Annotated in this window: 25 protein-coding genes; 9 read left to right on the top strand and 16 right to left on the bottom strand. The window is 62.3% G+C overall.

What is annotated here, in order from left to right:
* Positions 1-61 precede the first annotated feature (61 nt).
* Positions 62-1345: a GTPase ObgE gene (obgE, locus tag NE547_RS02560; RefSeq protein WP_186906763.1), complete on the top strand. Its 1284-nt coding sequence runs from the start codon at positions 62-64 to the stop codon at positions 1343-1345.
* A gap of 406 nt (positions 1346-1751) precedes the next feature.
* On the top strand, positions 1752-1904 hold the full coding sequence (locus tag NE547_RS02555; RefSeq protein WP_186906762.1) for a hypothetical protein: 153 nt from the start codon (positions 1752-1754) through the stop codon (positions 1902-1904).
* A 159-nt stretch (positions 1905-2063) separates the two neighbouring features.
* Here NE547_RS02555 and NE547_RS02550 read toward each other — a convergent pair whose 3' ends face one another.
* Positions 2064-2987, bottom strand: coding sequence for a selenium metabolism-associated LysR family transcriptional regulator (locus NE547_RS02550; RefSeq protein WP_186906761.1), 924 nt, complete (start codon positions 2985-2987; stop codon positions 2064-2066).
* Positions 2977-4158, bottom strand: a complete 1182-nt coding sequence (locus NE547_RS02545) for an aminotransferase class V-fold PLP-dependent enzyme (RefSeq protein WP_186906760.1) — start codon at positions 4156-4158, stop codon at positions 2977-2979. Before NE547_RS02545 ends, NE547_RS02550 begins: the two co-directional genes overlap by 11 nt.
* Positions 4159-4390: 232 nt before the next feature.
* Between NE547_RS02545 and yedE the strand changes: the two genes are divergently transcribed.
* From yedE to selD, 4 genes are read left to right on the top strand one after another with little or no spacing between them, the layout of a single operon-like run.
* The gene (yedE, locus tag NE547_RS02540; RefSeq protein WP_186906759.1) at positions 4391-5479 is read left to right on the top strand and encodes a YedE family putative selenium transporter; all 1089 of its coding nucleotides are present in this window, start codon (positions 4391-4393) and stop codon (positions 5477-5479) included.
* Between the two features lie 15 nt (positions 5480-5494).
* Entirely contained in the window at positions 5495-5701 is a 207-nt protein-coding gene (locus NE547_RS02535) for a sulfurtransferase TusA family protein (RefSeq protein ID WP_186906758.1), read from the top strand.
* Position 5702: 1 nt separating this feature from the next.
* Entirely contained in the window at positions 5703-5948 is a 246-nt protein-coding gene (locus tag NE547_RS02530; RefSeq protein ID WP_186906757.1) for a DUF3343 domain-containing protein, read from the top strand.
* Positions 5949-5962: 14 nt separating this feature from the next.
* A complete protein-coding gene (selD, locus tag NE547_RS02525; RefSeq protein ID WP_186906756.1) occupies positions 5963-7003 on the top strand; it encodes a selenide, water dikinase SelD in 1041 nt (346 codons plus the stop codon).
* 99 nt (positions 7004-7102) lie between these two features.
* Here selD and NE547_RS02520 read toward each other — a convergent pair whose 3' ends face one another.
* The 8 genes from NE547_RS02520 to NE547_RS02485 form a co-directional block, all read right to left on the bottom strand.
* Positions 7103-7843, bottom strand: a complete 741-nt coding sequence (locus tag NE547_RS02520) for an IclR family transcriptional regulator (RefSeq protein WP_256174666.1) — start codon at positions 7841-7843, stop codon at positions 7103-7105.
* A 15-nt stretch (positions 7844-7858) separates the two neighbouring features.
* Positions 7859-8605, bottom strand: coding sequence for an IclR family transcriptional regulator (locus NE547_RS02515; RefSeq protein ID WP_186906754.1), 747 nt, complete (start codon positions 8603-8605; stop codon positions 7859-7861).
* Positions 8606-8691: 86 nt separating this feature from the next.
* A complete protein-coding gene (locus NE547_RS02510; RefSeq protein WP_186906753.1) occupies positions 8692-9135 on the bottom strand; it encodes a 4Fe-4S dicluster domain-containing protein in 444 nt (147 codons plus the stop codon).
* Positions 9132-11267: a molybdopterin-dependent oxidoreductase gene (locus tag NE547_RS02505; RefSeq protein ID WP_186906752.1), complete on the bottom strand. Its 2136-nt coding sequence runs from the start codon at positions 11265-11267 to the stop codon at positions 9132-9134. Before NE547_RS02505 ends, NE547_RS02510 begins: the two co-directional genes overlap by 4 nt.
* Positions 11264-12532 carry an NAD(P)/FAD-dependent oxidoreductase gene (locus NE547_RS02500; protein WP_256174665.1) on the bottom strand — a complete coding sequence of 423 codons (1269 nt, stop codon included), beginning with the start codon at positions 12530-12532 and terminating at the stop codon, positions 11264-11266. The genes NE547_RS02505 and NE547_RS02500 overlap by 4 nt, the downstream gene beginning before the upstream one ends.
* Before the next feature lie 30 nt (positions 12533-12562).
* Positions 12563-13867: a TRAP transporter large permease gene (locus NE547_RS02495; protein WP_186906750.1), complete on the bottom strand. Its 1305-nt coding sequence runs from the start codon at positions 13865-13867 to the stop codon at positions 12563-12565.
* A complete protein-coding gene (locus NE547_RS02490; RefSeq protein WP_186906749.1) occupies positions 13864-14379 on the bottom strand; it encodes a TRAP transporter small permease subunit in 516 nt (171 codons plus the stop codon). The genes NE547_RS02495 and NE547_RS02490 overlap by 4 nt, the downstream gene beginning before the upstream one ends.
* A 77-nt stretch (positions 14380-14456) precedes the next feature.
* Positions 14457-15602: a TRAP transporter substrate-binding protein gene (locus NE547_RS02485; protein ID WP_186906748.1), complete on the bottom strand. Its 1146-nt coding sequence runs from the start codon at positions 15600-15602 to the stop codon at positions 14457-14459.
* A 941-nt stretch (positions 15603-16543) separates the two neighbouring features.
* Between NE547_RS02485 and NE547_RS02480 the strand changes: the two genes are divergently transcribed.
* The gene (locus NE547_RS02480) at positions 16544-18145 is read left to right on the top strand and encodes a peptide chain release factor 3 (RefSeq protein WP_186906747.1); all 1602 of its coding nucleotides are present in this window, start codon (positions 16544-16546) and stop codon (positions 18143-18145) included.
* Positions 18146-18356: 211 nt separating this feature from the next.
* Positions 18357-18785, top strand: coding sequence for a hypothetical protein (locus tag NE547_RS02475; protein WP_186906746.1), 429 nt, complete (start codon positions 18357-18359; stop codon positions 18783-18785).
* A 42-nt stretch (positions 18786-18827) separates the two neighbouring features.
* Here the strand turns inward: NE547_RS02475 and NE547_RS02470 are convergent, their stop codons facing one another.
* Genes NE547_RS02470 through NE547_RS02460 form a run of 3 tightly spaced genes read right to left on the bottom strand, consistent with a single transcriptional unit; the run spans position 18828 to position 20879 of the window.
* Complete coding sequence (locus tag NE547_RS02470; protein WP_256174664.1) at positions 18828-19235, bottom strand: PaaI family thioesterase; 408 nt, start codon at positions 19233-19235, stop codon at positions 18828-18830.
* Complete coding sequence (locus tag NE547_RS02465; RefSeq protein ID WP_186906744.1) at positions 19219-20142, bottom strand: SufD family Fe-S cluster assembly protein; 924 nt, start codon at positions 20140-20142, stop codon at positions 19219-19221. The genes NE547_RS02470 and NE547_RS02465 overlap by 17 nt, the downstream gene beginning before the upstream one ends.
* Entirely contained in the window at positions 20139-20879 is a 741-nt protein-coding gene (locus NE547_RS02460) for an ABC transporter ATP-binding protein (RefSeq protein ID WP_186906743.1), read from the bottom strand. The genes NE547_RS02465 and NE547_RS02460 overlap by 4 nt, the downstream gene beginning before the upstream one ends.
* A gap of 163 nt (positions 20880-21042) precedes the next feature.
* On the opposite strand from NE547_RS02460, the gene NE547_RS02455 reads away from it, so the two are divergent.
* A complete protein-coding gene (locus tag NE547_RS02455; RefSeq protein WP_186906742.1) occupies positions 21043-21750 on the top strand; it encodes a rubrerythrin in 708 nt (235 codons plus the stop codon).
* Between the two features lie 17 nt (positions 21751-21767).
* Here the strand turns inward: NE547_RS02455 and NE547_RS02450 are convergent, their stop codons facing one another.
* From NE547_RS02450 to NE547_RS02440, 3 genes are read right to left on the bottom strand one after another with little or no spacing between them, the layout of a single operon-like run.
* Positions 21768-22688, bottom strand: coding sequence for a hypothetical protein (locus NE547_RS02450; RefSeq protein ID WP_256174663.1), 921 nt, complete (start codon positions 22686-22688; stop codon positions 21768-21770).
* Positions 22672-22905 carry a helix-turn-helix transcriptional regulator gene (locus tag NE547_RS02445; RefSeq protein ID WP_186906740.1) on the bottom strand — a complete coding sequence of 78 codons (234 nt, stop codon included), beginning with the start codon at positions 22903-22905 and terminating at the stop codon, positions 22672-22674. The genes NE547_RS02450 and NE547_RS02445 overlap by 17 nt, the downstream gene beginning before the upstream one ends.
* Before the next feature lie 9 nt (positions 22906-22914).
* Complete coding sequence (locus NE547_RS02440; protein WP_256174662.1) at positions 22915-23862, bottom strand: hypothetical protein; 948 nt, start codon at positions 23860-23862, stop codon at positions 22915-22917.
* Positions 23863-23966: the final 104 nt, after the last annotated feature.

Below are 23966 nucleotides of genomic sequence, written 5' to 3'. Positions count from 1 at the left end.
TATACTAATGGCCCCGAACGTATCCCGTTCGGGGCCATTTCCTGTACGGAGGAGGGAAATTATGGCAGCTTCTTTTGTGGATACCGCCCGTATTACGGTAAGGGCCGGAAACGGCGGCAACGGTGTGGTATCCTTCCACCGGGAGAAATACGTGGCGGCCGGCGGTCCTGACGGCGGCGACGGGGGCCGCGGCGGCGACGTGATCCTGGAGGTCAACGACCACCTGTCCACCCTGATGGACTTCCGCTACAAGCGCAAGTATGCGGCGGGCAACGGCATGGATGGCCAGGGCAAACGCTGCTCCGGCAAGGATGGGGAAAACCTGGTCATCAAGGTGCCCCGCGGCACTGTCGTGCGGGATGCCGCGACGGGCGAGATCATCTGCGACCTGTCCACCGGGGCGCCCTTCGTACTGGCCCGGGGCGGCAACGGCGGCTGGGGCAACAAGCATTTCGCCACCCCCACGCGGCAGGTCCCCCGCTTTGCCAAAGCAGGCCTGCCCGGTCAGGAGCGGCAGGTGATCCTGGAACTCAAGCTGCTGGCGGACGTGGGGCTGGTCGGCTTCCCCAACGTGGGCAAGTCCACCCTCCTTTCGGTGGTCAGCAAGGCCCAGCCCAAGATCGCCAACTACCACTTCACCACCCTTTCCCCCAATCTGGGCGTGGTGTACGTGGAGGAGGGGGTCTCCTTCGTGCTGGCCGATATCCCCGGTATCATCGAGGGCGCCGCCGACGGCGCGGGCCTGGGACACGATTTTCTGCGGCACATCGACCGCTGCCGCCTGCTCATCCATGTGGTAGACGTTTCGGGCAGCGAGGGCCGGGACCCGGTGGCCGATTTCGAGGCCATCCAGGCGGAGCTGCGGGAATACAGCCCGGAACTGGCCTCCCGCCGGATGCTGGTGGCGGGCAACAAGGTGGACATCGCCGCCGACCGCACCGGACTGGAGGCGCTGCGCGCCCATGCGGAGGGCTTGGGCATGCCCTTTTTCGAACTCTCCGCCGCCGCCCAGCAGGGGACGCGGGAGCTGATGTACGCCGCCGCCCGTGAACTGGAGAGCCTGCCGCCCATCACGGTGTATGAGCCCACGTATGTGGAGCGGCCGCCGGAGGTGGACTTGAGCGAGCCCATGACCATCACCCGGGAGGATGACGGCACCTGGATCGTAGAGGGCCCCGCCCTTCAGCGGCTGATGGCCAACGTCAATTTTGGAGACTTTGAGTCCCGCAACTGGTTTGACCGGATGCTCCGCCAGTGCGGTCTGTTCGACCGTCTGGAGGAGATGGGCATCCAGGACGGGGATCCCGTCTCCCTCTATAATCTGGAATTCGAATATCAGCGGTAGCCCGTGCATGGGAGGCCGGCGTTTTCTGCGTACGTCCGCCGCTGTTTGCCCCGGCAGCGGAAAAGGGTGTTCTCTCAGGGTCCCGGTCGGGGAGCCGCTCTTTCCGCTGCCGCTAAAAGCCTTGTTATCGCTCTCTTTTCAGAATTCGCCTGCAAGGGGCGTGCCGCGGCCTCGGAAATGGCCCTTCGCACGAAATCTTGCCTCGGTTTCTTGTGAAATGGCCGGCAAAAATTTCGTGCAGCTTTTTCGAACGCCTCACAAAAAGATCCGCTGGGAAGGCCTGGCAGAGTTGAGTCGTCCGCAGACGACGGAAGGAAAGGAAGCTCCGTCATTTCCGGAGACAGGTGCGTCGGATAATGACACCTCTCATGACGGACAGTATGAACCCAACGAACGGAAAATTGCCATGGATCAGATGCTCTACGAGGAGCGGGACGCCATCCGGATCTGTTACCATAGCTGGGTGACGAAACCCATCGCGGAGCACCGGGCGGACCTGAAGGCGTTCCGCCAGGATCACAACGATTCCACCAACGAGGACGACGGAAAGCTGTTATGACCGCATCCCGGATATTCTGTGCGGAAGACCCGGCGGCCGCCGGTTTCCCAAACGCCGAAAGGCCCGGCGCCTGCGATGTGCAGGCGCCGGGCCTTTCGGTGCGGATGCGGTCGGAGCGGGAAGCTCTGCCGCCGGGGCGCTCCGGCGGCCGCCGTTCGATCAGGCCCCCGCGGCCGGCCGTTCCCCGTCCGCGTCATAAAAGTGCTTCACGTACTCCGTAAATTTCTGGATATACGGCTGGAGACTGTAGCTTTTATGCGAGATCAGATAGAGGCTGCGCCGGGCGGCGTCCTCCGGCAGTTCAAACAGGAGCACCCGCTTCTCCTCGCAGAAATTCCGGGCCGCCCGCTCGGAAATGATGGAGACCCCCAATCCCTGAGCGACCAGATTCTTCACAGCCTCCTGATCATTGATGCGGGCGGTGATCTGCAGCTGTCCCTCCTTGACCCCCATCCGCTCCAGAAACCGGTCCGCGCTTTTTTTGCTGCCGCTCCCTTCCTCCCGCAGGATCATCGGCTCCCGCAGCAGCTCCTCCAGCGCGATCTCCCGCCGCTCCTTCAGACGCAGAAAGTGCTCGTTGACCGGCGCGATCAGCACCATGCGGTCCTGATAAAACGGGATGCAGGACAAGGCTTCGTCCGTACACTTCATCCCGATCAGCCCCACGTCAAAGCTGCAGTTCAGTAGGCCGTCCACAATGCCCCGGCTGTCGCTTTGGTGGATGGAAAAGTAAACGCCCGGGTGGGCCTTCCCGTAAGCGGTAAGCAGCTCGGGCAGGAGGTAGGCCGACGGGATGGTGGACGCTCCCAGCCGTATGATCTGCCGGCTCTCCCCCGACCAGCGCTGAAGCAGATCGTCCTGCAGCTTCAGGATCGTGGCGGCGCACTCGTACAGCTCCCATCCCCTGGGCGTGACCTCGATGCTTTTGGTGGTGCGGACGATCAGGCGGGAATGGAGCTGCTCCTCCAATTGACGGATGTGGGTGCTTATGGTAGGCTGTGAGGTGTAGAGCTTTTCCGCCGCTTTGGTAAAGCTGCGGGATTCCACCACCGTCGCAAAGGACCGCAGCTGTTTAAGCTCCATGGCCGCCCCGACCTTCCAGCAGCCGCTCCAGCGCCCGCAGGGCCGCGTCCACCTCGTCCGCCGTGTTCCACCAGCCGAAGGAAAAGCGGATGGTGCCGGTGGGATAGGTCCCCAGCGTCCGGTGGGCCGAGGGCGCGCAGTGCAGGCCCACCCGGGTCAGCACGCCGTAGTCCTCCGCCAGGGCATACGCCACCTGCGCCGGGTCCCGCCCCGGCGTCCGGAGGGACACCACCCCCGTCCGCCCGCACAGGTCCTCCCTTCCGGACACGCAGACGCCCCCGGTTTTCTCCCGCAGGACCCTCACCCCGGCCAGGAAGCGTTCGGTCAGCTGCAGCTCGTGGGCGCGGACGGCGTCGATCCCGGTCTCCCGCAGCCAGAGCAGGCCCGCATGCAGGCCGACGATGCCCGGCAGGTTCAGCGTGCCCGGCTCAAAGCGGTCGGGCATGAAATCCGGAACACGCTCTGTATGGCTGAGGCTCCCGGTCCCGCCGGAGAGCAGCGGCTCCACCAGGGGGACCATATCCTCCCGCAGCAGAAATCCGCCGGTCCCCTGAGGCCCCAGCAGCCCCTTGTGGCCGGTAAAGGCCAGCGCGTCGATGTGCATCCGCTCCATATCGATGGGCCAGACGCCTGCGGTCTGGGCGGCATCCACAAAAAACCTCAGCGCGTGCGCCCGGCAGAATTCTCCCACCGCCTCAATGGGCAGCAGCGTGCCGCACACGTTGCTGGCATGGGTCATGACCACGGCACGGGTCCGGTCGGTCAGGCATGCGGCAAGGCGCTCCACAGACAGGCTCCCGTCCCCGGCGCAGGGGACGCGGGTGAAGGCGACCCCCCGCGCTTCCAGCTGGACCAGCGGCCGCATGACGGCATTGTGCTCCATGGAGGAGACCAGCACATGGTCGCCGCTTCTGAGAAACCCCTTCAGCAGAAGATTCAGGCTCTCGGTGACGTTCTTGGTGAAGATCACCTGCCTGCAGTCCTGTCCGCCGAACAGGCCGCACAGCAGCTGGCGGGTCTCGTAGACGGTCTCTTCGGTATCATAGGCCCGGGCATAGCCGCCCCGGTTGATGTTGCTGCCCACCTGGGTCATGAAACGGTACATGGCGTCCGGCACGGCCTGCGGCTTGGGAAAGGTGGTGCTGGCGTTGTCAAGGTAGATGCTCGGCATGGCGTCCCCTCCTCGCTGTCTGGCGCGGTCTTTTTTCCAGTATACCACTTTATTATTTGTTTTTCCAATAGATTTAGAAGAATTATAAATAATTGCAATTGGAAACGGCTGGTGTTTCCTGTTATACTGAGGGTGCCGGTTCTGGGCCAAGCCGGACGCCTGTCCCGCCCGCAGCCACGGGGCCCGCCCCGGCCCACAGACGGCAACCAAATCGTTTGAGAGGGGATTGCATATGGACCTTAGAAAGGAAAAGACCTCCATTCTTTTGGCCGGAGCAGTGATCGGAATCATTGCCTCCCTGCTGGTGTTCTTCGGGAATCCGGCCAACATGGGCTTCTGCATCGCCTGCTTCCTGCGGGATACCGCCGGCGCGCTGGGGCTCCACTCCGCCGCGGCGGTGCAGTACATCCGGCCGGAGATCATCGGGCTGGTATTGGGCAGCTTCCTGCTGGCGCTGGGAAAGAAGGAGCTTTCCGCCCGGGGCGGCAGTGCCCCGCTGACCCGGTTCGTTCTGGGTGTTTTTGTGATGATCGGCTGCCTGATGTTTCTGGGCTGCCCCTTCCGCATGATCCTGCGCCTGGCCGGCGGCGACCTGAACGCGCTGTTCGGTCTGGCCGGGTTTGTCTGCGGCATCCTGGCGGGAGTGTTCTTCCTGAAGCGCGGCTACACCCTCAAGCGCACCTACCGCCTCCCCGTCCTGGAGGGAAGACTGTTTGCCTGCATCCAGGTCGTCCTGCTGGTCCTGCTGGTGGCCGCGCCCTCCCTGCTCCGCTTTACCCAGTCCGGCGGCGGACCCGGCGCCAAACACGCGGCCATTTTGATCAGCCTTGCCGCCGGACTGATCGTCGGCGCGCTGGCGCAGAGGACCCGCCTGTGCATGGTGGGCGGCATCCGGGATCTGGTCCTGTTCCGGGAGACCAAACTGATCCTGGGCTTTGTCGCCATTCTGGTCAGCGCCCTGGCGTGCAATCTGATCCTGAACGCGGCCACGCCGGATACCTATTTTCATCTGAGCCTGGCGGGGCAGCCCGTGGCCCACACCGACGGGCTGTGGAACTTTTTGGGCATGCTGCTGGCCGGCTTCGGCTGCGTCCTGCTGGGGGGCTGTCCCCTGCGCCAGCTGGTCCTCTCGGGCGAGGGGAACACGGACAGCGCCATGACCGTGATCGGGCTCATGGCCGGAGCGGCCTTTGCCCATAACTTCGGCCTGGCTTCCAGCGGCGAAGGCCCCACCGCCAACGGCAAGATCGCGGTGATCCTGGGCATTGCCGTTGTGTGCGCCATCGCGTGCCTCAACACCTTTCGGAAAAAAGACGCATAAAAGGAGAGAGCGCTTATGAAAACACTGGATGCCCGCGGCCTTTCGTGCCCGGAACCCGTCGTCCTGCTGCGCAACGCCATGGCCGCGGGAGAGCAAGCCTATCAGATCCTCGTGGACAACCCGGCCTCCCGGGAAAATGTGACCCGTTACGCGGAGCATCAGGGGTATCATGTCACCTGCACGGAGCAGGACGGGGAATATACCCTTTCCATCGTCAAGTGAGATGACCTATATCGCCACCTTTTATTCCCATTTTGGCGCCATCCGCTATAAGAAGCTGTGCCAGCTCCATGGAATGGCGGCCACGCTCATGCCGGTGCCCCGGGATCTGAGCAGCAGCTGCGGCACCTGCGTGCGCTGGGAAGGAGACGCGCCCTGCCCGGAGCCGTCCTGCCCCGAGGAGGTCGAACAGATCGTGCAGGTGCTGGAGGCGGGCTACCGCACCTGCTATCGCGCGGAGAACAGCTGAAAGGAAGTGCGCGGATGGAAACGGAAGTAAAACTGACCAAGCTGGCCGCCTGCGCCGGCTGCGGCGCCAAAGTCGGCGCAGGCACGCTGGTGCGGATGCTGGAGGGGTTTGAGACCCATCAGGACCCCCGCCTGATCGTGGGCTACGACAAGAGCGACGACGCCAGCGTCTACGCCATCAGCGATACGGTGGCGCTGGTCCAGACCACCGACTTTTTTCCCCCCATTGTGGACGATCCGTTCCTTTACGGGCAGATCGCGGCGGCCAATGCCATGAGCGACGTCTACGCCATGGGCGCGGAACCCAAGCTGGCCCTGAACATCATGTGTATTCCGGAGCGGATGGAGGCCGCCACCGTGCAGGAGATCCTGCGGGGAGGCTACGCCAAGGCCTATGAGGCGGGGGCCATCATCACCGGCGGGCACACGATCCACGGCGCAGAGCCCATTTACGGACTGGCCGTATCCGGCTTTGTGCACCCCAAGGCGGTCCTGAAAAACTGCGGCGCCCGGCCCGGGGACGCGCTGATCCTCACCAAGCCCCTGGGCGTGGGCATTCTGACCACGGCCGCCAAGGCGGATCTGGTGGAGCAGCCGGTTCTGGAGCGCGTCTGGCGTCAGATGGCCACGCTGAACAAAACGGCCCGGGACATCATGGTCCGTTATCCGGTCCACAGCTGTACGGACGTCACCGGCTTCGCCCTGCTGGGCCACAGCTTTGAAATGGCGCAGGGGAGCGGCTGCTCCATTCACATCAGGACCAGCCAGGTTCCCTTCCACGCCGAGGCCTATCCGCTGGCTGAAATGGGCCTCATCCCTGCCGGGGCCTACCGCAACCGGGACTATGCCGCCCGCGGCGTGGCCGCAGGCGCCGGCGTCAGCCGCGCCATGCAGGACATCCTGTACGACCCTCAGACCAGCGGCGGACTGCTGATGGCTCTTCCGGAAGACCAGGCGCAGGCCTGCCTGGATGAGCTGCGCGAGCAGATCCCACAGGCCGCGATCATCGGTTCCGTGACCGAGCGGCTGGAACAGTGGATCTATCTGGACGAATAGGGCCGCGCGGTCCGGCCGGCTGTTTTCCCATCAACTCCAAAGCGGGGTATGCGCGTGTGCGCATACCCCGCTTTTGTTTGAAACCGTACCGCGTTTCCCTTATACGCCGAACCGCTTGAGCGCCTCTTCCACCTCTTGGACAAACGTCTGGCTCATCTGGGTTCGGAACTTCTCCACGGAAAAGTTCAGGTTGATGGTCCCCGTAATGCGCCTGCCTCCGTCACGAATGGGAAAGGCCACCGAGGCCAGCATATCATAAAGCTCGCCCACCGCTACGCCGTATCCCTGGCTTCGGGTGCGCACGATCTCCTGCAGCAGCTCGTCCCGGTCGATGATCGTATTGCGGGTATGGGGGACGATACGCGCCTTTGCGATCCACTCCATCAGCGCGTCCTGTTCCATCTGGGCCAGATGGAATTTCCCGGCGGCGGTACAATACACTGGACAGACCTGCCCCGGCGTAGGCTGCATCCCAAAGCTGATGTTTTCTCCCACACTGATGATGTGGATGATGGACGCCCCGTCGAATACCGTCAGTCCCACCTCACAGCCATACCGCATGGAAAAGTAATTCATGATGGGGATGATCCGGTCGATGGCGCCGTCCCGGTTGATGACATCGCCGGACAGGGCATACAGCTTGTACGTCAGATAATACTGCTTATTCGTATGCTGTTCCACGTACCCCAGGCCCTTCAGCCCGGTCAGGATACGGTGGACTGTGGCGGTGGACATGTCCAGCGCCGCCGATATCTCCTGGATGGAGAGCTTCCGCCCCATATCGCTCATGTACTCGATCACAGAAAAAATCTTCTGCATGGAGTCCTCATTACTGTTCATATTTCACCGCCGTCCCTACAGCCCAAAATTCTCCAGCGCCCTCTGGACATCTTCCGTGAAGGTGCTGCACATGTTTTCCTGATAGGTCTCCGGCAGCATACGGAAATTGAAGGTCCCGATCGCAGCCCCGCTCTGATCGTGAATGGGGAACGCCACTGCGTATACGATATCATACAGCTCGCCTTCGCTGACGCCGTAGCCCTGATCCCGGGTCCTCCGGATTTCCTGATAGAGCTGCTGCTTGTCAATGATGGTCCGTATGGTATGCGGCAGCAGCGCGCTCTCTTCGATCCAGCGGCTGAGCGCGTCCGGCGCCATCTGCGCCAGAAAAGCCTTGCCCGGCGCGGAGCAGTAGAGCGGAAACACCTGTCCGGGCCGCAGGCAGTCCTTTCCCAAATTAATGTTCCTCCCTACATTCAGGACGTGGATGATGGTGTCGTCCGCGAAGACCGTCAGCCCCACCTCGCAGCCGTAGCGCATGGCAAAGTAATTCATATAGGGGATCATATCCTGCAGAAAGTTATCCCGGTTGAGGGACTTGCCGGCCACTTTATAGACCTTATAGGTCAGATAATACCGCTTGTTTTCATCCTGATCCACATACCCCAGTTCCATCAGGCCGTTCAGGAGCCGGTGCGCGGCGGCGCTTGTCAGGCAAAGCGCCCCGGCCAGTTCCTGGAGGGGAACTTTGCGCTTCTCCCTGCTCAGATATTCGACCACAGAGAAGGTCCTCTGCAAGGTGCTTTCATTGGAAGCTGCCATATGCTCCCTCCCTTTCTATTTCCAAGATTTTATCACAAGAAACGCCCAAAAAGCAAGGGAGGCGAGACCCCCGGAGCCTGATGCGCTTATGCCTCATCCATATCCCGCAGCGCGATCGCGCCGGTGGGGCAGGTCCGTACGCAGGCGGGTTCCAGACCGTGCCGCCAGCGCTCGATACAGCCGTCGCATTTGATCATCTTACCGTCGGTCCCGAATGAGGGCGCTCCATACGGGCAGGCCATGGCGCAGCTGTGGCAGCCGATGCAGTTGGTATTGTCATATATGGTCAGGTTGGTCTCCGGATCCTTTTTCAGGCATCCGGAGGGACACCCCGCGATACAGGGCGCATCATCGCAGTGCATGCAGGACACGGACAAGTAGCCCTCCCGTCCCAGCGCCTCTACGTCATAGATATGCCGCAGAGGGCACACCCCGGCCTCCACGTCGATATCGTGCTGATCCATACAGGCCACAGCGCAGGCCCCGCAGGCAGAGCACTTTTCGATTTCCAGCAGCAGACGCAGCTTCATGCTTTTCCGCCTCCCTTCCGGATGCGGCAGCGGACGCAGTTATAGCCCGGATAGCCCGAATAGGGGTCCAGATGGACGCTGCCTACCAGCTCGTTGGCATCCGCTTCCCGGTAGCCGTGATACATCTGAAGGCACCCTGGCAGGATCCGCGCGGTGGGGTTGGCCCGTACCGCAAGAGTCCCGGCGGTACTCTCGATGGTGATCCAGTCCCCCTCGCCCACGCCCAGGGCCGCGGCGTCCCCATCGTTCAGGTCGGCCATGGGATCGGGGCGGAGGGAGCGGGTCCAGGGTACCTCGTGCATCCGGCTGTGCAGCGCGAAGGGGAGCCGCGCGCCCACCGACAGCACCATGGGATACTCCTCCGGCTCCGCCCGGTCCCAGGGGGGCGTATAGGTAGGCAGCGGGCTCAATCCAGGGGCGTACCGCTCGATGCTGGTGGAATAGAGTTCAAATTTCCCGGTGGGGGTATCGTATCCCCGCGCGGTATAGGCGCCCGGCTCATAAGGCCTGGCGTCAGGCACCCTGACCGGCCGGTCCTCCCGGATGCAGTCGTCCAGGCTGAGGGCACAGTCTGAGAGCATCCAGCGCACACAGTTTTCATAGCCCGAGCGCAGCAGCGGGTCGTCCAGGTCCAGAACGTCGGCCAGCTCCTTGATGATGGTGGAATCCGGCCGGGCGGAATAGAGCGGCGCGATGACCGGTTTGATATAGGTGGCAAAGCCGCCGGGATACACTTTGAATTCCTCCCGCTCAAAGGATGTGCACACGGGCAGGACAATATCGGAGTGGCGGCACATGTCCGTCATAAACAGCTCCGCGCTCATGACAAATTCCAGCTCGTCCACCGCCTCCAGGATCTTGTGGGGCTCGGGGAACATACGGTGGTTGAGGCCGAAGGCCATGACAGCCTTGACGGGATAGGGCGTCCCCTCCCGGATCTGCCGGGTCAGGTCGGTCATCTGCCCCTCGTCCATAAAGTGCTCCCACAGCGGAAAGCGCCTGTCGCCGATGCGGGGCGGGGCATCCTTCGGCTTGGTGGCATGAGTGAATTCATGCTCCCGGGTCTGAAACCCGGCCCACTGGTGGGAATAGGTCTCCCCGATGGGAAAATTGCCGCCTTTTACGTCGTAGTTGCCGGTAATGGCACTCAGGCTCATAATGGCGCGGAAGGTCTGGTAGCCGTTGCGGTGATGGACGATGGGGGCGCCGCTCTGGCTGATGCAGGAGGGCTTATTGGTGGCATACCACTCCGTGGCCCGCTCGACGTCCTTTGCCGCCAGGCCGGTAATCTCACAGACCCGCTTCAAGTCAAACTGCCGGACGTAGCCGGCGTATGCCTCGAACCCGTGGACATGGTGCTCCACATAATCCCGATCCACCCAGCCGTTGTCGATGATAAGCTTCCCCATGCCCAGCGCCAGGGCTCCGTCGGTGCCCGGCCGGATACGCAGGTGCAGGTCGGCCAGCTTGGTGGTCATGGGGGTGACCCGCGGGTCAATGACCACGATCTTCTGCCCCCGCTCCTTCACCTCATAGAGCTGCCGCAGCTGAGTCGGTTTGGAGTGGTAGGGATTGACCGCCCAGGCCATGAAGGTGGCTGCGTTTTGCACGTCGTAGGCGGAAAAGGTGCCGACCATATCCTTCCACGCCTCCACTGTGGCCATGTGACAGGTGGAGGACTCCGACCCGAAGTTGGGGGAGCCGAAGGAATGGGCCAGCCGCTGGAGGAAAGAGCGGTACCATTTGGCGTAGCCGGAATAGAACAGCACCGACTCCGGCCCATAGGCCGCTTTGAGCTGCTTCAGCCGCGCAGCGATCTCCCGGTAAGCCTCCTCCCAGGAGATCTCCTCGAACTGGCCGCTGCCCCGGGGACCCGTCCGGCGCAGCGGCGTTTGAATGCGGTCGGCGCGGTAGATATACTGCCGGTTGGCATGCCCCTTGGGGCACAGGTTCCCATTGCTGACCGGATAGTCCGGCGTTCCCTCGATCTTGACGACTCGGCCGTCCTTCACATACGCGTCGATTCCGCAGTGAAACAGCGGCTCGCATACGGAACAAAACGTGTGTTTGACCTCGATCCCGGTCTCCTTGCAGGGGATCTTCGCCTCTTGCAGGCGCTCCAGTTCCGTCATGTTCCTTCCCCTCCCATCAGCAGTTCCGTCAGCTCCCGGGGAAGGCCGCTTTTCAGGAGAACGGCCTTCATCTGCGCATCCGCGGGCGTATCGTGCCGGTACAGGGCCCGCAGCATGTAATTTTTTACGGCGCCGCTGTTTTTGAACAGATTCAGCAGGTTGATACAGCGGACCCGGCCGTCCGAAATGGTGGCCTCGGCGTACTGCCGTCCCTTGTCCACGAAGACCCGCCGCTCACCCGGCAGGCTCTTGTCTCCAAAGGAGACAAAGTCCATATCCATAAAGTGGGTGATGTTGTGAAGCAGGTTGCCGGGATAGGCCGCATCCAGTCCGGCCATGTTTTTCCCGGCCGTCTCTCCCTGACACACCGCGTTGGCCCACAGGCCGATGAGGCGGGTCCCCTCGATGGAGAGGTCGCGGCCCTGACAGCAATCCCCCGCCGCAAACAGGTCCGGCACGCTGGTTTGCATATGCTCGTCCACCACAACGCCCCGGTCGATCTCCACCTGCTCCGGCGCAAGGCAGTCCAAGGCGGTCCGGGTGCCGATGCAGACCACGACTGCGTCCACGATCTCCCGATCCCCGCCGGAGAAGCTCACCTCCGCCCGGCCGTCCTGTTCGCAGGCCCCGGTGGTCTTTTCCCCAAAGCGCAGGACGATTCCCCTTTCCCGGAGCTCGCCCTCGATCCGCCGGCTGGTCTCCGCAAAGGCGGCGGTCGGAAAAATGTGGGGCGCCAGATCGGAAAGCACCACCTCGATGCCCCGCTCCTCCAGCAGTTCCACGATCTTGATGCCCACCATGGAGGCGCCTACGACCAGTACCCGCCGGAGCGTTCCCGCCGCCAAGGCTTCCTTGAGCCGCACCGCGTCCTCCACCGAGCGCATGGAAAAGATCCTCTCGTCGGGCAGCGTGCCCACCGGCGGCACGAAGGCCCGCGCGCCGGTGGATACCAGGATCTTGTCATAGGTTTGCACCGTCCCGTCTGTCCGCCGGAGGGTCCTGGCCCCGGCGTCGATGGAGGCCGCCGTGCATTGGTCAAACAGCGTAAAGGAGAGCTCCTGTTTCAGCTGCTCCATGCTTCCGAAGGGAAACATAGCTTCATAGGGGATCTTCCCCTTCACGTAATAAGTAGTCAGCATCGGGTTATAGGGCGGCAGCCCGGTATCGCTGTACACATCTACCGCCGCGCTGCAGCCGGCCGCGCGGAGTGCCTTGAGTGCATGGCAGCCTGCGCAGCCGAACCCTACGATTGCAAAACGCTCCATTCAAACGCTTCCTTTCCGGATTTGCGGCTCCTATTTCATCAGGTTGGGCAGCCAGGTCACCAGCCCCGGGAAAAGCAGCAGCAGCGCCACCACGACAAGCTGTATGCCCATCCACGGTGCAGAGGCCCGGAAAATCTGGCCCAGAGACGCGTCCGGGACGCAGCCCTTCAGCACGTAGACGTTCAGGCCCACGGGCGGGGAGAGCAGGCTGACCTGGATCATAATGATGACCATGACGCCAAACCAGATGGGATCCACGCCCAAGTTGCTCATGATGGGGTAGAAGATGGGGATGGTCAGCAGGATCATACCCATGGTGTCGAAGAACATGCCCAGAGGGATGTAGACCAGCAGCATCAGGATTATGGTAGCCATCATCGGCATCTGAGAGCCGATAAACAGATTGGAGAAGGCAGACGCAAACCCGCATCGGGTCAGGAAGAGCTGGAACACCGCCGCGCCGACCGAGATCAGCATGATCATGCAGGTCATCTTCACGGTGTCCACCAGGGCGGATCTGATCCCCTTCCAGCTCAGATTCTTCTTGATGGCCGCGATCACGACGGCGCCCAGGCAGCCCACCGCAGCGGCCTCGGTAGCGGTGGCGATGCCCAGATAGATGGAGCCGATCACGCCGCCGAACAATACCACGATCGCCCAGATGCCCTTGAGTGAACGCAGTTTTTCCCGCAGGGGGACCTTTTTCGAGGACACGGGAGCGAGCTTTGGGTTGATGGCGCAGCGGATGCCCAGATAGGCCAGCATGGCCACCGCCATGATGACGCCGGGGAGTACGCCGCCCAACAGGATGCGGCCCACGGACTGCTCGGTGGTGATGGCGTACATCACCGCCGGGATGGAGGGCGGGATCAGAATGCCCAGGGTGCCTGCGCCGGCAATGGTGCCCAGGCTGAGACGGCGGTCATACCCATAGCGGTCCATCTCCGGCAGTGCGATGCGGGTCATGGCGGCCACCATGCCCACGGAGGAACCGGTGGTGGCGGCAAAGCCCGCGCAGGCGAACACCGTAGCCATGCCAAGCCCGCCGGGAAGCCGGCCCAGCAGCTTATAGCCGGTATCGTACAGCTCGGTGGTAATTCCCGCCTCGTTGGCCAGGTTTCCCATTAGGATAAACATGGGGATGGCCACCAGCGTAAAGGAGGAAATGGCGCTGACCGGCGTGGTGGCCAGGGCGTAGTTGGCCAGTACCGTCCCCTTGGTCAGCAGCAGTCCTCCGGCCCCTACGATAAACATGGAGATCCCGATGGGGACCCGCAGCAGCATCAGTACGATCAGCGCCACCAGCGCAATCAGTCCGATCAGCAAAGGATTCATAACTTTTCCTCCTCCATCAGGCCGTTATTTCCGCCTTGGCCCAGAGCGAGCTTTACGGCATCCACAGTATCCAGGATCAGCTGCAGCAGCATGGCGGTGATCCCTAGGGCGATAGTAAACTTCAGCACATACACCGGCATTTTCATGGCGGAGAGCTGGATCTCCTTGATCGCCCAGGATTCTCCAAATGCCCGCCAGATGCACACGGCAAAGCAGAGAAACAGTGCGTCGCACAGCAGATAGGCGATTACGTCAACGACCCGCCTGGTCTGCTGCCCCAGCCGGTCATACAGCAGCTCCACACAAATGTGTCCTTTTTCCTTCTGGGTATAGGAAAAACCGAAATAGGCCGCCGTCACATACAGATAGATGGCGATCTCGCTCACCCCAAGGATGGGGGAGTGGAACACATTGCGCGCCACCAGCTCCGCCGTCATGATGATCCAGATCAGTGCGATCAGCAACGCCGACAGAAGTCCGAAGAAATCGGGTACCTTCCGCAAAAGTTTCATACAGTCGCTCCTTCCGTCTTTTAAAAGGGCGGGAGACCCCTTTGGGAGTCTCCCGCCGGATCCGCCGCAGGCTGCGGTCACTCGTAGACCTGATAGGCGATATCGTCCGGAGCATACTTGGCCACCAGTGCCTGATAGGTGTCCAGGATCTCCTGGCCGTTATACCCGTAAGAGGTAGCGGTATCCACAAACTCCTGGGCGTCTACTGCCAGCTTTTCCGCCCACTTGTCCCGCTCCTCCTTGGGGAGGACGATCACTTCGCCGCCGGCATCTTCAATGGCCTGGATGGAGTCCTTGATGGCCCCGCCCATCCACGTTTCGCTGGAATACTCGTCCACGAAGCGCTCATAGACCGTCTGGAAGGCCTGCTTATAGGCCTCGGGCAGCTTGTCATAGACCGCCTTATTCATGTAGATGCTGGAGGTGGTGTACATGCCGTAGCCGGTATAGATAAAGTAGTCGCTGATCTCCTGGAGCTTGTAGGAGACCGCCAGGGTGACGGGGATCCCGGTGGCGGCGTCCACGGTCTTGCGCTCCAGGGCCTCATAGATCTCGTTGGCGGCCATGGCCACGGGGGTCGCGCCCAGCTTGGTCATATCCGCATTGACCGCGCCCATGGCCCGGATCTTCAGGCCCGTCAGATCGTTCAGGGACTCAATCTTCAGGTTCGAGCACATGGCCAGCTCGCTGGGGGCCACGACGCCCAAGTTCACCACGTTCTGAGCGGCGCACATCTCCCGGAAGGGGGCGTAGGTCTGGAACATCTCATACAGGGCCTTGTTGGTCACCCACTCGGACGTGGTCGTATAGGGGATGGTGGCCACGAACGTGGGATAGAACTGCGTCTCGAAAAATCCCTCCGGGACAAAGGCGATGTCCGTCAAGCCCTCGGATACGGACGTCAGGGAATCGGTGGCGCTGACCAGGGACCCTGCAAAATAGTACTCAAACGTAAGCAGGCCGCCGGTCTCCTTGGATACTTCTTCAAAGAAGTATTTCAGCGAGGCGCCGTCCACACCGGTCTCAGGCAAATGCGTCGCAAAGGTCAGCGTCATAGGATCCGGCTGCTCTCCCGAAGGCGCGCCGCTTTCGGCTGCCGGTGCGCCGGTCTGCGGCGCAGGCGTGCCGCTTTCCCCCGACGTCTGTCCACCGCAGCCGCCCAGCGCCGCCAAAAGGGTCAACAACAGGAACAGGGCGAGACTTCTCTTACCGATCGTTTTCATAACATCCTCCTCTACAAGTCGTTTCCATTCCTTCTATTGTAAATATCCTTCTGGCTTCAGAACGATATTAACAAACAGCTTAAAATTTATATTTTTTATTTTTTCGATATTTTATCTATTTGAATGAAATAATTATTTTGTTCAAATAATTTATAGCATATTCCCCTCAGCATGTCAACAGGGAAACCACAATTTTCTACCCACAAAATAGATATTTTGCACTACTCTCCTCTTTTTCGCGCTGCTTCTCTATTGCAGCAAAAGAAGCCGTCTGATTTCACTCTTTTTTGCCACAAAAAAGTCCCGCCCCGCCGGGAGGGCTCCCGTTCTGAACCGGCTGAACCTTATTCCGCTGCAAGTGCGGAACCGCGCGCACAACACGGCCCGGCACACAGGGCCCGGATCAAGTCGTGCATCCGGTGGCCCTCGGTTTTCCCGCTTCCACTTCTCCGCCGCGCCAACCAACGCTGTCTCCGGTCCTTTTCCTGTCTTCCGCTTGACCGTCCCCCAGGGGGATACTGCCCATGGAGCTGCAGCGCAGCTTGGGCGGGAAGGCCCTGCCGCTGCCAGCGTCACACCCCGCCCAGCGGACCTGCTGCCCCGCGCTATCTGAGAGAAGGGCAGCCATTCCCCCACGGTGCAGTATTTTTTGACAGACGCGCTCTTTTCGGATATAATACGGATATATTGCGCCTGAATTGACCACGTCCGGGGGGATGTGGCCGTTTTTCGGCATCAACCGGTCCGGAGGGGATCCCATGCCGCGCTGTAAATCCGAGCGCAGCTGCCGCTGCGCTTTTGCCGTTACGCCCCCATAAGGGCGCTCTTCTCAATCTCCCTGTGCGTTCTTACACGCCCAAGGCAGCAAACCGCCCCATCTGCGTGCCAATCGGCGCGTGGGCTGATCCCGGCCCCGCGCCCTGTTCTGGAGGTTATCCGCTATGTCTCAGTATCAATCCGAAATCAATCGCCGCCGCACCTTTGCCATCATCAGCCATCCGGACGCGGGCAAGACCACGCTGACGGAAAAATTCCTGCTCTACGGCGGGGCCATTGCCCAGGCCGGTATCGTCAAGGGCAAGAAGAATTCCCGCGCCGCCACCTCCGACTGGATGGAGATCGAGAAGCAGCGCGGCATCTCCGTCACCTCCTCGGTAATGCAGTTCCAGTACGAGGGCTTCTGCATCAATATTCTGGATACCCCCGGCCACCAGGACTTCTCCGAGGACACCTACCGCACCCTGATGGCCGCCGATTCCGCCGTAATGGTCATTGACGCCGCCAAGGGTGTGGAGGCCCAGACCCGCAAGCTCTTTAAGGTCTGCGCCATGCGGGACATCCCCATTTTCACATTTATAAACAAAATGGACCGGGAAGCCCGGGATCCCTTTGAGCTGTGCGAGGAGCTGGAAAAGGAGCTCGGTCTGGAAACCTACCCGGTCAACTGGCCCATCGGCTGCGGCAAGGAATTTCAGGGCGTCTATGACCGGGGCAGGGGCGAGATCATCCACTTCACCTCCAACGGCGGCGCCAAGGCGGCCACCGCCACGGAAGTGCTTCTGGACGATCCCAACCTGGACGCGCTCATCGGGCCGCGGCTGCACGCCCAGCTCTCCGACGACATCGAGCTGCTGGACGGCGCGGCGGCGGAGTTCGACCTGGAGCGCGTGCGCCACGGCAAGCTCTCTCCCGTGTTCTTTGGCTCCGCTCTCACCAACTTCGGCGTGGAGCCGTTTCTGGAGGAGTTCCTGCGCATGACTACCGCTCCGCTGCCCCGAACGGCCGGAGAACTGGTGGTCGACTGCATGGACGACGACTTCTCCGCCTTCGTCTTCAAGATCCAGGCCAACATGAACAAAGCCCACCGGGACCGCATCGCCTTCCTGCGGGTGGTATCCGGCCGGTTCGACGCGGACAAAGAGGTCTACCATGTCCAGGCCGGTAAGAAGATCCGCCTTTCCCGGCCCCAGCAGCTCATGGCCGCCGAACGGGAGATCATTGAGGAGGCCTACGCCGGCGATATCATCGGCGTGTTCGACCCGGGCATCTTCTCCATCGGAGATACCCTGTGCGCTCCGGGTAAAAAATTCCGGTTCGACCCCATCCCCACCTTTGCCCCCGAGCATTTCCGCCGGGTGCGCAGTCTGGACACCATGAAGCGCAAGCAGTTTTTGAAGGGCATGGAGCAGATCGCCCAGGAGGGCGCCATCCAGATCTTCAAAACGCCCTATACCGGCATGGAAGAGGTCATCGTGGGGGTGGTGGGCACCCTTCAGTTCGACGTGCTGGAGTACCGCTTAAAGAACGAGTACAATGTGGAACTCTATATGGAGGGTCTGCCCTACGAATATCTGCGCTGGATCCGGAGCGCGGACGGCGAGCCGGTGAAGGAGGAGGACCTCATCCTGGGCACCGACGTAAAGCTGGTGGAGGACTATAAGGGCAATCAGCTGCTGCTGTTCGGGTCTCAATGGGCCATCGGCTGGACCCAGGAGCGGAACCGGGATCTGACCTTCTATGAATTTGGCGGCGGGATCGCCTGAATGCAAGCCAAGACCACGCGTGAAACGCGTGGCTTGAACAAGCCCTAAAAGGGCATGGTGAGGCCAGCGCCGAAACGACGCCGACTTTCGCCCCGCGAAAGTCGCTAAAGCGGGCAAAACAGGGCCCCGGCATCCAACTGGATGCCGGGGCCCTGTTTTGCGCACCTCTTCCGCCGTCGGCGGATAGACTGGAATAAAAGGAGGGCTTTGCATGCAGGAGACCAATTCGCGGCAGACACTCTGCAGCCAATTAAAAACAGTGGACGCCTCTTTGCTGTTTCTGCTGTTCATCATTCTTTCCGTCGTGCTGTCCTACGCCGCCGTTGGGATACAGCGCCGCCAACTGGCAGATACGCTGGCCGGAAACACGCAGGCCGCGGCGGCGCTGCCGCCGGTCTTTCCGATCCGCTGCTGCGCCAGCGCCCTGGTAATCGGCGCCCTGGGCTTTTTCCTGTGTCTGGCTCTGAACGCCTGGCAGCAGGCTTCCCAGGGCGACGACCCCGTCGCCCGAAAATCAGCCGCCGCCAACCTGTGCGCCTCTGTGCTGGTCCTGGCGGCCGCCCTGCTGCGGCTGGACGATCTGCTCTTTTTGCAGCGATGCCAGCCCGCTTTGGAAGAGAGCGGCGACCTGCCCGTTTAAGCGGTGCAAAAGGGGGACAGGAAATCCTGTCCCCCTGGTATCCTAGTTCGGCAGCTCTCCCACCCGGAAGAAGGTGAAGCTCCCGCAGGCCAGCGGTTTCCCGGCCGCGTCGGTGATGGTTACGTCGCACACCACGATCGTGCGCCCCGCCTTCCGGACCTCGGCGGCACAGCGGACCTCCCCCTTCTGAGCAGGCGCGAGGAAATTCAGGTTGCTGCTCAGGGTGACATACTGTCCGCCCAGCCCGTGGGCGGCACAGCCCGCTACGGTGTCCGCCAGGGTGACCAGGCAGCCCCCGTGGACGATACCGTTGGGGTTCAGGCTGCTCTCGTCCGCATGCAGGACGCCCTCGGCGCAGCCCTGCTCGATCCTTGTGACAAAAATACGGCTGTTGGTGGAAAACGTGCCCGCTTGATTGACCCGCTCCAGCAGCTTACTGTAAAAATCCATCGAGTATCTTCTCCTCTGCCTCCTGCTCCGTCAGGCCCAGAGTCATAAGCTTGAGGATCTGATCTCCCGCAATGCGGCCGATGGCCGCCTCATGGATCAGCTGGGCGTCTACGCTGTTGGCCACAATGGCCGGGATGGAGGAAATTTTGGCCTGCCCCATGATGATGGAATCACACTGCACATGACCAAAGCACTTTGCATTGCCGGTCATCCTGGGATAAAATACCTGTCTGGAGCCGTCCTGGGCCACGGAGCGGGAGATGACCCGTCCGTTGGCGTCCGCTCCGTCCAGAATGATCTCCATATCGCTCTCGGCGGTCTGGTCGCCGTGGGTCAGCAGTTTTTCCGTAATGACGACCTCGGCTCCCCTGGCAGCCACGACCTTGGTCTCCCGCTTGGTGGAGTCCACGCCCCGGATCTGGGTGGTCTCCATGTGGATGGACGCCCCTTCTTCCAGATATACCACCGTCCGGGGATTCATGACGCGCTTTCCCGTGCCCGGTCCCTCGCCGTAGTGGCGCTCCACATAGCGGACTTTGGAATTCTTCCCCACGTAAAAGGTATGCTCCCCATCGTGCTGGCTGGTCTCACAGCCGGTATTGTGGATGCCGCAGCCGGCCACGATGTCCACGTCGCAGTCCTCTCCGATGAAAAAGTCGTTATATACCATCTCGGACATACCGGTCTGGGTAATGATGACCGGGATGTGGACCGACTCGTTCCGGGTACCGGACTTGATGCGGATATCGATGCCCGGCTTGTCCGGCTCGGTCTTGGTGGTGATCTCGATATTGGCGGTGCTCGCGCGGGAGTCCAGCTGCCCGTTGCGGCGGATGTTGTAGGCCCCCTGAGGGGTCTTCTCCAACTCCGCGATCTCCTTCAGGAGTTTCCAATCGGTGTGATTCACTGTGCCGCCCCCTCCGTCATATAGCTGCACCCGGACAGGGTGTTGGCCAGGATCTGAGGGAATATTTCTTCCTTGGGCCCGTATTTGCTCACCCGGCCGTCGCTGATCATCACGATCTCATCCGCCAGATTGATGATCCGCTCCTGATGGGAGATGATGAGCAGGGTGGCTTCCCGCCGCCGGTGGATGGCCTGGAAGGTCTCGGTCAGCTTGGCGAAGGACCACAGATCAATGCCCGCCTCCGGCTCGTCGAAGATCATCAGCCCGGCCTTGCGGGCCAGAATGGTGGCGATCTCAATGCGTTTGACCTCGCCGCCGGAGAGGGATGCGTCCACCTCCCGGTCGATATAGTCGTGCGCGCACAGGCCCACCTTGGTCAAGTACTGGCAGCCCTCCTCCCGGGTGAGGGAGTCGCTGCCCGCCGCCAGCGCCAGCAGGTCCTTGACCTTCAGCCCTTTGAACCGCGGAGGCTGCTGGAAGCCGTAACTGATCCCCAGCCGCGCCCGGCCGGTGATATCCATCTGCGTGATATCGGCGCCGTTCCAGAGGATGCTTCCCCCCGTGGGCTGCACCAGGCCCATAATCGCCTTGGCCAAGGTGGTCTTGCCGCCCCCGTTGGGGCCGGTGATGACCACCAGCTTGTAGTCCTCCACCGTCAGGGAAACGTCGTTGAGGATGCCCAGTTCCTGGCCGGACTCCCCCTCCACCTGGTAGCTGAGGCCCTTGATTTCCAACATAAGCCGTTGCTCCTTTGTACATGGTGATTTCCGTGATTAAATATTGTAACATGCCCATCCGGAAAAAACAAGTATGTCCGCCGTTTCCCGGCCTCCTCCGGGGCATCCGGTCCGGATGGCGCATAGTATGGCTTAGATTCTATGCAGATTAGGAGGCAAATCCATGGAACAAGATAAACTGCCCTGCACCCCGCCCGATTCCCCGGACTACCCCTGCGACCGGGAGGTCTTTGAGCGGGTCTGGCGGCGGGTCATGCCGGAGGATCGGCCCGACTGCCCCTTCGTGCTGGATGAAGCAGCCGCCGCCCAGCCCGCGGCAGAAGCCGCGTCCCTCCCGGAAGGCCCTGCGGCCACCGCCGCCGCGCCCGGGGTCCTGTCCGTTCCGGCCATGCGCCCCGCCATGCCCATGCCCATGCCCCAGGAGGAGTCCGGCTGCGCGCCGGAACACGACGTACCCTGTCTGGGCGCGGCCTCGGCCGTATACGGCGCCCAGCTCCAGCAGTACATAGACCACGAACTGGCCGACTGGCGGACGTATCAGCTTCTCTCCCGGCGGGCCACAGGCACCGGCGGCAAGGTCCTCTCCACGATGGCCGCGGACGAGCGCCGCCACGCCAAGCGTTTGTCCACCGCGTATTTCCTGATCTCCGGCGTGCGCTACTGGCCGGTGGAGCGTCCGGCCGCCGCCCTTGCCTGCGCCTTTCCCGCCGCCCTGCGGGAACGCTTTGCGGAAGAGCAGCGGGGCGAGCTCTCCTATCTGGCCGCGGCGGAGGAGACCGGAGACCCCTGTCTGCGGGAGCTCTATCTGGAGCTGGCCGGGGATGAAAACGCCCACGCCTGGCTGCTGCGCGGCATTCTGGAGCAGCTGTAGCACGGTAGGGGCGGGTGTCACACCCGCCCCTCAGCCTGCACTCCGATGGTAAGGAAAACCGGACGGCCCAGACCCGCCTCATCCAAAAACCACGCCGTATGCATCAGCGGCCCGCCTTCCGGGGCAAGGTCGTAGACGGTGCGTTTCACGCCGCCGTCCTCGTCCCGCTCGGCCACCAGCACCCACTGGGTCTGCGGCAGAAGGGATATCGACTCCTCCGCCCGGCTTCCGTCCAGCACGCAGGCCGCCAGCGGTTCGTCCGAGCCGCCGTACTGGGTGACCGTTACCGTCTGCAGCGGCTGAACGTCCTGCAGGGAGACCTCCACGGAGAAGGAGGTGCTGTGCGTCTCGCCGTTCTCCGTTACGCTCTGCTGCCAATGTTCCGTGACGGTCATGCCGCCCGCCCCGCCGTAGCTGTTGCCGCTGCCGTCCAGATAGAGGCGCCCGTCCTCCGTCTGATACACCCGGTAGAGGGTAACAAAGCGCTCTTCCTCTCCCGCCCGGAAATAAACGGTGCCGGAGATGGTTTCCTCCTCCCCCTGGTCCGTCGACTTGTAGGCCATGTTCGGATGCGCCAGCTCCACGCTGCTGCTGTTCACCAGGTCTCCGTTTTCCTCCACACTCTGATAGAGGAAGCAGTTACGCCCCTCCAGACCGGGGAAGTCATACCGGCCCCGCTCCGCGTCGTACACCCCGAACAGCACGCTGCGCGGGAACGACAGCGCCCCAAAGCGCCCGGTATCCAGCGTCTGACTGCCGTATTCCGTCCAGCTGCCGTCGTCATAAGGGGTCTGCCTTGCACCGAACGCCACATGGAAGCCCACAAAGCGGTCCGCCTGCCCCTCCGGCCCCGGCGCGGCCAGCGGCACGGTCCCCAGAGCCGCCAGCACCGCCGCGGCCGCCGCAAGCAGCGCCAGGCGCCTACCCATCCGTTTCATCGTCCTCCTCCAATCTTCCGTCAAAATGCAGGATATCGCCCACGTCACAGTCCAGGTAATAACAAATGCGGTTGATGGTATGGAACCGCACGCCGCTTGCCTTCCCGCTGCGCAGGATGGAAAGGTTTGCCTCGGTGATGCCGACCTTGGCGCACAGCTCCTTGGCCGTCATGCCCCGCGCCTTGAGCACATCGCTCAGAGATACCCGTATGGCCATGGCGCGCCCTTAAATAATGCTCTGGTTGTCGTCGTGGATAGCCTTGCCCTGTTGAAAGTAGCGGCACAGCAGAAAGAGCGCCGCTGAGAGCGCCACGCTCACCAACGGCAGGGTCATGGTAAACGAGACCTTCCGCAGCTGGGGCAGCAGGAGCAGCTGGAGCAGGTTGCCGCCCACGCACAGGAGGATGGCGCATTGGGCCGTCCGGCGGCAGCGCTCCGCGGTGATCCGGCAAAGCTCCACCGTCTCCGCCCCGAAGGGCTCCCGCTCCAGTGCCCGGGCCAGCCGGGCGCCCCACAGGAGTACCGCCGCCCCCAGGAAGCTGGGCGTCAGCCCCAGCAGCGTCAGGACAGCGCCAACTCCGTTGGTGCGCGCCGCCCCCGCCGGATCGCCGGTGTTGCCCGCGGTCACCGCCGCGGCCTGGGCCAGAAAGCCGCTCAGCGCCCCCCATACGGCCAGGAACACCAGCAGCGCCGCCGCGCCGGTCAGCAGGCCCCGGAACAAGCGGGACAGCCCCGCCTCCTTCTCCAGGCGCCGCAGCAGACGGAGCACCGCGTATCCGGCCAGGGTGGCAAACAGGGCGCCCCCCGCCGCCAGCGCCCAAACGCCGGTGAGCTCCAACGTCTCCTGTCCGATCAGGGCGGCCCGATTGGCAAGCCGGTAGAGGCTGTACAGAAGCTGGGCGGCCAGCAGCAGCAGCGCGTCCTCCCAGTACAGCCTGCGCCTGCGCCGCTGATACCACAGCCATCCCAACGGCAGTCCTGCCGCCACCAGGCAGATGGCCCAGGCGGCCAGATTTCCGGCGTATCCCAGTCCGGAGAGCGCGCGCAGGCCATCCCCAATGCCGTCAATCAAGCCCAGCCCGGCCCGCAGTCCCATCCCCCACTCCGTCAGGCCGGCCAGCACCGCTCCCAGCGCGGCCGCCGCGGTCAACAGGAGCGCCTCCCGTTTTGTCATGTGCTCTCCCTCCAAATTATCGTTTTGCAATAATTTCTTTTTCAGTTTAGCGGAACTATTATCGTTTGTCAATCATTTTTTTGACGCCAAAAGGCCCCCATCCA

The organism is Flavonifractor sp. DFI.6.63, assembly GCF_024462255.1.
GTDB lineage: Bacteria > Bacillota > Clostridia > Oscillospirales > Oscillospiraceae > Lawsonibacter_A > Lawsonibacter_A hominis.
This window is presented reverse-complemented; position numbering and strand designations above follow the sequence as displayed.

Excerpts from the sequence above, each read along its gene's own strand:
- obgE (WP_186906763.1), top strand. The coding sequence starts at position 62 with ATGGCAGCTTCTTTTGTGGATACCGCCCGTATTACGGTAAGGGCCGGA.
- NE547_RS02555 (WP_186906762.1), top strand. The coding sequence starts at position 1,752 with ATGGATCAGATGCTCTACGAGGAGCGGGACGCCATCCGGATCTGTTAC.
- NE547_RS02550 (WP_186906761.1), bottom strand. The coding sequence starts at position 2,987 with ATGGAGCTTAAACAGCTGCGGTCCTTTGCGACGGTGGTGGAATCCCGC.
- NE547_RS02545 (WP_186906760.1), bottom strand. The coding sequence starts at position 4,158 with ATGCCGAGCATCTACCTTGACAACGCCAGCACCACCTTTCCCAAGCCG.
- yedE (WP_186906759.1), top strand. The coding sequence starts at position 4,391 with ATGGACCTTAGAAAGGAAAAGACCTCCATTCTTTTGGCCGGAGCAGTG.
- NE547_RS02535 (WP_186906758.1), top strand. The coding sequence starts at position 5,495 with ATGAAAACACTGGATGCCCGCGGCCTTTCGTGCCCGGAACCCGTCGTC.
- NE547_RS02530 (WP_186906757.1), top strand. The coding sequence starts at position 5,703 with ATGACCTATATCGCCACCTTTTATTCCCATTTTGGCGCCATCCGCTAT.
- selD (WP_186906756.1), top strand. The coding sequence starts at position 5,963 with ATGGAAACGGAAGTAAAACTGACCAAGCTGGCCGCCTGCGCCGGCTGC.
- NE547_RS02520 (WP_256174666.1), bottom strand. The coding sequence starts at position 7,843 with ATGAACAGTAATGAGGACTCCATGCAGAAGATTTTTTCTGTGATCGAG.
- NE547_RS02515 (WP_186906754.1), bottom strand. The coding sequence starts at position 8,605 with ATGGCAGCTTCCAATGAAAGCACCTTGCAGAGGACCTTCTCTGTGGTC.
- NE547_RS02510 (WP_186906753.1), bottom strand. The coding sequence starts at position 9,135 with ATGAAGCTGCGTCTGCTGCTGGAAATCGAAAAGTGCTCTGCCTGCGGG.
- NE547_RS02505 (WP_186906752.1), bottom strand. The coding sequence starts at position 11,267 with ATGACGGAACTGGAGCGCCTGCAAGAGGCGAAGATCCCCTGCAAGGAG.
- NE547_RS02500 (WP_256174665.1), bottom strand. The coding sequence starts at position 12,532 with ATGGAGCGTTTTGCAATCGTAGGGTTCGGCTGCGCAGGCTGCCATGCA.
- NE547_RS02495 (WP_186906750.1), bottom strand. The coding sequence starts at position 13,867 with ATGAATCCTTTGCTGATCGGACTGATTGCGCTGGTGGCGCTGATCGTA.
- NE547_RS02490 (WP_186906749.1), bottom strand. The coding sequence starts at position 14,379 with ATGAAACTTTTGCGGAAGGTACCCGATTTCTTCGGACTTCTGTCGGCG.
- NE547_RS02485 (WP_186906748.1), bottom strand. The coding sequence starts at position 15,602 with ATGAAAACGATCGGTAAGAGAAGTCTCGCCCTGTTCCTGTTGTTGACC.
- NE547_RS02480 (WP_186906747.1), top strand. The coding sequence starts at position 16,544 with ATGTCTCAGTATCAATCCGAAATCAATCGCCGCCGCACCTTTGCCATC.
- NE547_RS02475 (WP_186906746.1), top strand. The coding sequence starts at position 18,357 with ATGCAGGAGACCAATTCGCGGCAGACACTCTGCAGCCAATTAAAAACA.
- NE547_RS02470 (WP_256174664.1), bottom strand. The coding sequence starts at position 19,235 with ATGGATTTTTACAGTAAGCTGCTGGAGCGGGTCAATCAAGCGGGCACG.
- NE547_RS02460 (WP_186906743.1), bottom strand. The coding sequence starts at position 20,879 with ATGTTGGAAATCAAGGGCCTCAGCTACCAGGTGGAGGGGGAGTCCGGC.
- NE547_RS02455 (WP_186906742.1), top strand. The coding sequence starts at position 21,043 with ATGGAACAAGATAAACTGCCCTGCACCCCGCCCGATTCCCCGGACTAC.
- NE547_RS02450 (WP_256174663.1), bottom strand. The coding sequence starts at position 22,688 with ATGAAACGGATGGGTAGGCGCCTGGCGCTGCTTGCGGCGGCCGCGGCG.
- NE547_RS02445 (WP_186906740.1), bottom strand. The coding sequence starts at position 22,905 with ATGGCCATACGGGTATCTCTGAGCGATGTGCTCAAGGCGCGGGGCATG.
- NE547_RS02440 (WP_256174662.1), bottom strand. The coding sequence starts at position 23,862 with ATGACAAAACGGGAGGCGCTCCTGTTGACCGCGGCGGCCGCGCTGGGA.